The 6,385-nt window shown below is 68.7% G+C and carries 5 protein-coding genes and 2 rRNA genes; 4 read left to right on the top strand and 3 right to left on the bottom strand.

The window, feature by feature from the left end:
* The 3 genes from T333_RS33340 to T333_RS33330 form a co-directional block, all read left to right on the top strand.
* Positions 1-299: ribosomal RNA gene (locus tag T333_RS33340) — 23S ribosomal RNA — on the top strand; the annotation flags it as partial.
* A gap of 174 nt (positions 300-473) precedes the next feature.
* Positions 474-590 (top strand): 5S ribosomal RNA (gene rrf, locus T333_RS33335).
* A 116-nt stretch (positions 591-706) separates the two neighbouring features.
* Complete coding sequence (locus tag T333_RS33330; protein WP_496426955.1) at positions 707-1,177, top strand: SRPBCC domain-containing protein; 471 nt, start codon at positions 707-709, stop codon at positions 1,175-1,177.
* A 40-nt stretch (positions 1,178-1,217) separates the two neighbouring features.
* Here the strand turns inward: T333_RS33330 and T333_RS33325 are convergent, their stop codons facing one another.
* The 3 genes from T333_RS33325 to T333_RS33315 form a co-directional block, all read right to left on the bottom strand.
* Positions 1,218-2,243, bottom strand: coding sequence for an ABC transporter substrate-binding protein (locus tag T333_RS33325; protein WP_496426954.1), 1,026 nt, complete (start codon positions 2,241-2,243; stop codon positions 1,218-1,220).
* Positions 2,240-3,079 (bottom strand): ABC transporter ATP-binding protein, encoded by an 840-nt coding sequence (locus T333_RS33320; protein ID WP_496426953.1) that lies wholly within the window; start codon positions 3,077-3,079, stop codon positions 2,240-2,242. Before T333_RS33320 ends, T333_RS33325 begins: the two co-directional genes overlap by 4 nt.
* Positions 3,080-3,822: 743 nt before the next feature.
* Positions 3,823-4,854 carry a FecCD family ABC transporter permease gene (locus tag T333_RS33315; RefSeq protein ID WP_496426952.1) on the bottom strand — a complete coding sequence of 344 codons (1,032 nt, stop codon included), beginning with the start codon at positions 4,852-4,854 and terminating at the stop codon, positions 3,823-3,825.
* 232 nt (positions 4,855-5,086) lie between these two features.
* Here T333_RS33315 and T333_RS33310 point away from each other — a divergent pair, with 232 nt between their 5' ends.
* Positions 5,087-6,253, top strand: coding sequence for an alpha/beta fold hydrolase (locus tag T333_RS33310; RefSeq protein ID WP_357256694.1), 1,167 nt, complete (start codon positions 5,087-5,089; stop codon positions 6,251-6,253).
* The last annotated feature ends 132 nt before the right edge of the window (positions 6,254-6,385 follow it).

Here is a 6,385-nt window from a genome sequence, read left to right as displayed (position 1 = left end):
AGTTCGGTCTCTATCCGCCGCGCGCGTCAGAAACTTGAGGAAGGCTGTCCCTAGTACGAGAGGACCGGGACGGACGAACCTCTGGTGTGCCAGTTGTCCTGCCAAGGGCACCGCTGGTTAGCTACGTTCGGAAGGGATAACCGCTGAAAGCATCTAAGCGGGAAGCCTGTTCCAAGATGAGGTTTCTCACCCCCTCGAGGGGGTAAGGCCCCCCACAGACCATGGGGTTGATAGGCCAGAACTGGAAGCACGGTAACGTGTGGAGGTGACTGGTACTAATCGGCCGAGGACTTACCAACAAAGAAGCTACGCGTCCACTGTGCGGTATCTGAAACAACACACAGACACCGTGTCACCGGTATTCGATCGAATCGTTTAACCGATTCCGTCGAACCGTGATCGGGGAGCTCGAGGGCCAAGCCCTCGAGGATCTTCCTGCTCGGGTGCATGGTGTGTGGATAGTTTCATAGAGTTACGGCGGCTATAGCGGTGGGGAAACGCCCGGTCCCATTCCGAACCCGGAAGCTAAGGCCACCTGCGCCGATGGTACTGCACTCGACAGGGTGTGGGAGAGTAGGACACCGCCGGAACATCATTCGCGAAAGCCCCCGACTTCGGTCGGGGGCTTTCGGCGTTTTCAGGGCACGGAAGACCTCCTGCGCGGCAAGGCTCCTGCGCGCCGAAGTCTCGGACTACCGTGGTGCACATGTCCAGCACCAGGATCGGCAAGCATATTCGCGCACCGCGGTCGACGGTCTACGACTTGCTGCTGGACGCCGACGCGGTGGCGCGGTGGCGGGTTCCCACTGGAATGACCAGCCACGTCCATGAATTCGAGCCGCGCGAGGGCGGCCGGTTCCGCATCACCCTCACCTACGACGGCCCGACCGACACCGGCAAGACCACCGACCGATCGGACACCTATCAGGGGCGTTTCGTCACCTTGATCCCTGGCGAACAGGTCGTGGAGATTCTCGAATTCGAGACCGACGACCCGGCCGCCGGTGGCGAGATGACCGTCGCCGTCACCCTTTCCGACGCGGCCGACGGCGGCACGGATCTGGTGGCGATCCACGAGGGCCTGCCCAGCGCGGTGAAACCGGAGGACAACGAACTGGGCTGGCGCCTCGCGCTGGCCAAACTCGCCACGCTCGCGGAAACCGGCTCGCTCGACTGAGCGAGCCGGTTCACTGGACCGACCGAGTCGGTGCTTTCGGTCAGCGCACCGCGTCGTCCACGCGGGGCTCGATTCCGGAGGGCGGCAGCATGTTCCACCGCTCCAACTGCTTACGGATCTGCTCGGCGGCGTCGATATTGAGCGGCCCACTCGTCCACAACGCATACGGCAGGTTGAGGAAGCGACCTTCGGTCACCGCGCGCAGCTGATTGATGCCGGGCTTGGCGCGCAGCATCTCGACCTTCTGCTCGAACGACTGCTTCGGGTAGTCCACGAACATGATGGCGTCCGGGTCGGCCGCGGCCAGCCGCTCCCAGGAGACTCTGGTCCAGGTGTCCTCTACGTCGTCGAGGATGTTGCGCGCACCCGCCGCGTCCAGGATCGCCTGCGGCGCACCGAATTTGCCGCTGGAGAACACCGTGTCGCTGGCGCTGTCGAACAGGAAGACGGTCGGCCTGTGCTCGGGCTGCGGTGCGGAACGCAGGGCGGCGAGCCTGGCATCCAGGTCTGCGGTGAGTTCGGTGGCGCGGTCGGCGCGTCCGGTGATCGCGCCCAGGTTGGTGAGATCGGTGCGCAGCGCCGTCCACGGTTCCACGATTCCGCGCTGGCGTTCGCCCTCGCGCTGGCGGCAGCTCTCGGTGAGCACGTACGCGGCGACGCCGTCCTTGCCCAACGAGTCGGGAGTGAGGTTCTTCGCCTCGTCGTAGCCGTAGCTCCAGCCCGCGATCATGACGTCCGGGCGCTGGGCGAGGACGGTCTCGCGCGCGGGATATTCGGGGGCGACGGATTTCAGTGAGTCGACCATGGGTCCGTAGTGGCGGCGCAGTGTGTCGGCGTCGCGCTGCAGACTGGAGACGGCTACGACCTGGTCTTGGGCGCCGAGTGCCAGCGCCATGGAGATGAGGTTGCCGTCGTTGACGAACATCCGCTGCGCGGGCGCGGGGAACTGGACGTCTCGGTCGCAGTTGCGGACGGTGAGCGCGCCCGCCGCGGGGGACTGGTTGCTACAGGCCGCCAAGGTGGCGGCGAGCGTGGCCGCGGCCAGCATTCGGGACGTGTTCTTCATGGTGTCGCCTCTCGCGGGGTGATCAACAGATGGGTTTCGCCGGTGTCGGGATGCGCGACGCGGGTCGCGCGCACACCGAAGACGGATGCGACCACCTCGGGCCGCAGCGCCGTCTCGGGCGGTTCCGGCGGACGCGCGCGGCCGTTGTGCAGCACCAGGATTCGGTCGCAATAGCGGTCGGCAAGAGCGAGCTCGTGCAGGGCCATGACCACGGTGCGGTTCAGGGTGCGGACCAAGGCCAACAGCTCCAGCCGATGGGTGATGTCCAGGTGGTTGGTCGGCTCGTCCAATATCAGCACCGGCGTGTCCTGTACGAGCGCCCGCGCCAACAGGACCCGCTGCCGTTCGCCTCCGGAGAGCCGGTGCACTGGCCGCTCGGCGAAGCCCGCCAGGTCGACCGCTGCCAGCGCCTCCTCGATCACATGCCGCTCGCGCGGTGACCCGACGCCCCACGGCGGTAGATAAGGTGTGCGCCCGAGCGCTACCACTTCGCCCGCGAGCAGATCGGCGGGCGGCCGTTCGTCTTGGGCGACCAGCGCCACGGTCTTGGCACGCTCGCGCGGCGACAGCTCGTGCAGCGCGCGACCACCCACGTGGACTCGCCCCGCCGTCGGCCGCCGCACGCCCGCGAGCACATGCAGCAATGTCGTCTTGCCGCTCCCATTGGGACCGACGATCCCCACGACTTCCCCGGTCCGGATCGTGAACGACGCGTCCACCACGACATCCCGCCGCCCGACCGCGCACGTCAACCCGGCGGCGTCGATATCGGCTCCTGCTCTCCTGTGCGGGCTCGGTGCGGTGGCGTCCACGTCGGTGTCGGCTCCTGCTGCCACAGGCGGGCTTGTCGTCGAGGCGTCCAAGTTGTCGCTTCCTACCGTCACGCGCGGGCTTGTCGCGGAGGTGTCCAAGTTGTCGGCTCCTGGTGCCATACGCGGGCTTGTCGCGGAGGTGTCCAAGTTGTCGGCACCTGCTGCCACGTTCGGGCTTGTCGCGGAGGTGTCCAAGTCGTCGCTTCCTGGTGTCACGCGCGGGCTTCCTGCCGATGCGTCGAATTGGGCCGTCGCCCATGCCTCCGCCCGCGAACCGGTGGCCGTGTCTTTGCCGCCGGTTGTCCGCTGTGCCGGATCAGGCGACGGTGAATGGGCCGTCGCGTACGGCGATCCGTTGCTGTTCTCCGTCGCGTCGCCCATCTCGCCCGTCGACCCCGGACGAGCTCGGCGTCGAAACAGTCGTCGCCAGGCACCGAGTCGATCGCGGTCCGCTATCGCCGTGAGGTGCGGGCTGACCGGCTCGAGGCGGAAAGCCCGGCCGGGGTGATGCCCGCCGCCTGGGGACGGCGGCACCCGGGCCGCGATCGTCTCGCCTGACAGCCCGCCGTCCGGTGTCGACTCCGATATCGGTGATGTGCTGCACTGAGTTCGGTCGTCGGCTATGGCGGTGGCAGGGCGCGGTTCGCCGTCTCGATGCGGGGCGGGCCGACCTGCGCCGCGCGGTTGCGGCTCGCCGACGGTGGCGCGGTTCGCGTCGGTGCTCAGCGGCGTGAGGTCTTCGCCGACCTCGTATCTACCCTCCGCGCTCACGCGTCACCGAACCGGTAGCGCCGACGACCGAGGAGCAGCAGGAACGTGGGCGCGCCGATCAGGCCGGTCAGCACGCCGACCGGGATTTCGGTGGGCGGCACCAGGATCCGGGTCGCGGCGTCGGCGACGACGAGGAACAGCGCGCCGCACAGCGCGCAGACCGGCAGCAGACCCCGGTGGCGCGGGCCGACGAGGAGGCGGGCGGCGTGCGGCACGACCAAGCCGACGAACCCGATACCGCCCGATACCGCGACGAGCACGCCGACGAGCACGGCGAGCAGAACGAACAGCGCGATCCGTAACTGCTTCACCGGAACTCCCACCGACACCGCGGTGTCGGCGCCGAGGGTGAGCGCGTCCAGCCACCCCGCGGCGGCCAGCAGCGCGGCCCCGCAGGCCAGTACGACGGCGAGGGGCAGTCCGAGGGTGGTCCAGTCCGCGCCCGCCAGGCTGCCGAGCAGCCAGAACAGAACCGACTGCGCGGCAGCGGGATCCGAGCTGCGGAACACGAGATAGCTGCTGAGCGCGGCGAACGCGGAACCGAGGACGGTGCCGGTGAGTACCAGGCGCAGCGGTGTCAGACCGCCCTGTGCGACGGCGATCAGGAAGACCAGCGCGGCCGCCGCCAATGCGCCGATCAGCGCGCCGCCGGACAGCGCCCACACCCCCGCGCCGGCGAACAGCCCGGAGGTGATCACCGCCGCGGCGCCGACGCCCGCGCCGGAGGACACACCGAGGAGGAATGGATCGGCCAGCGGGTTGCGCACGAGCGTCTGCATCGCGGCGCCTGCCAAGGCCAGTCCCGCGCCGACCACGGCCGCCAGCAGCGTCCTCGGCACGCGCAGCTGCCACACGATGGTGTCCAGCGCGAGGTCGGTGGGAGTCCCGCCGACGAGGCGCATGCGCAGGACCTCGGTCACCGAGGAGACGGGCAGTGTCTCGGCGCCGAAACCGGTGGCGATGATCATCGCGACGGTGAGCAGCGCGCACAGCGTCGGGATGGCGATCGATGTCCGGACACGGATCATCGGCGGTGCTCCACAGGCAAGTCGCGGCCCTTCCAGAGATGGCTCGGCAGGGGAGGTCTGACTTTCGCCGTGTTGGCGATCACAGTGGCGCGACCGTTCCGGATTCTCACCGGATTCCCGCACCCGCCGGGGATGACGCTAGAATTCTACCGGTCAGTCGGCTTTTCCTGGCGGTCGGGTCTTCGGCGGCGACTACGTGGCAGCCCTTCGCATCCGTCGATACCGTGAAGAGATGTCGCCGTTGGACGATCGGCACCCGTCCACCGTCACCGACTGGGATGATGCGCGACGGAAGGCTCGGCTCCGGGAGACCCGCCTCGGGCACCGGTGGACGACGTTGCGCCGCACCAGGTTGACACTGCTGCGGGTCGCCGCACTGCTGATACTCGTACTCACCGTGTTCATCCAGTACTGGGTGCACGATGTCGCCCCCGAGCGCGCCAGACTCGCGCTGACCGAGCCCGCGCTGCTCCCCGTCGCGACGCCCGCGCGGGAGGAGAACTGGGACACCGCGGTCGTCGATCTGGTCGGACTGGGCGGCCTGAACGCCTCCGACACGGCGGCGTCGTTGCCCGCGCTGCGGCGGATGGGCGTGGTCTGGGCCATCAAATACGACAATCAGGGCATCGACAGCAAGGTGATCGCCGAGCTCGTCGTCCGCGCCGCGCAGATGTCGGGCGTGCGGAACATCGTGCTCGTCGGGCACAGCATGGGCGGGGTCATCGCGCTGGAGGTCGGGCAGCACATCCATCTGGGCAGCGATCGGCGGCTGGCCGGCGTGCTGTTGGACTGCACCCCCGTCGATCTGAACGCGGTGCGCCCGGAGAGTCGCGGCCGCGGCGAGGACATGCTGCGCTGGATGGGCTGGTTGCCAGGGGCGCGCGAGAGCCGGGCCTTGCGACTCGCCGTGGAGACCTACGCGCGCCGGGAGCGGTTCGTCGTTCGCGCCGCCGATCCGGTGCCGACGATCCGGTTCGGCGAACTGGGCGACGTGCTGGCCGAGGTCGCGACCGAGAAGGTCTTGTCGCGCAACGCCGCGAGCAACGGGCTCATCGAGTCGCAGTTCCTCGCCATCGTCGGTGGCGGCGCGATCGACAATCTGCGCGCGCTGTCCCGTCCGGTCGACGGCAAACCGCGCCCGGCCATCGTGTTCATCCGGCCGCGCGACGCCGAGCGGGACCGCGTCGTCGATGTCGAGTACTCGCACCAGGTGCTGGTCGAGCGCGCGGGCGGAGTGGACGGCAGCCTGCTCGTCGTGCTGCCACGCAACACCGGTCACGCCAACCCGAGGCAGGCGCCGCAGGAGTACAACAAGGTCATCGACCAGCAGGTCATGCCGTTCTTACAGCGGTATCTGGATCAGGTGCGTGGGGTGCGTAGTGCTGCGGCGCCGGGTTGATCCAGTGGTGGCGCCGGGTTGATCCGGTGCTGCGGCGCCGGGTTGACCGAGCGCCGCGGCACCAGGTTGACCCAGCGCGTCGGTGGCGGGTTGACCCAGCGCGTCGGTGGCGGGTTGACCCAGCGCGTCGGT

This window comes from Nocardia sp. CNS-044 (genome assembly GCF_059570515.1).
Note: the sequence above shows the minus strand (reverse complement) of the source record. Positions and strands in the feature narration are given on the sequence as shown.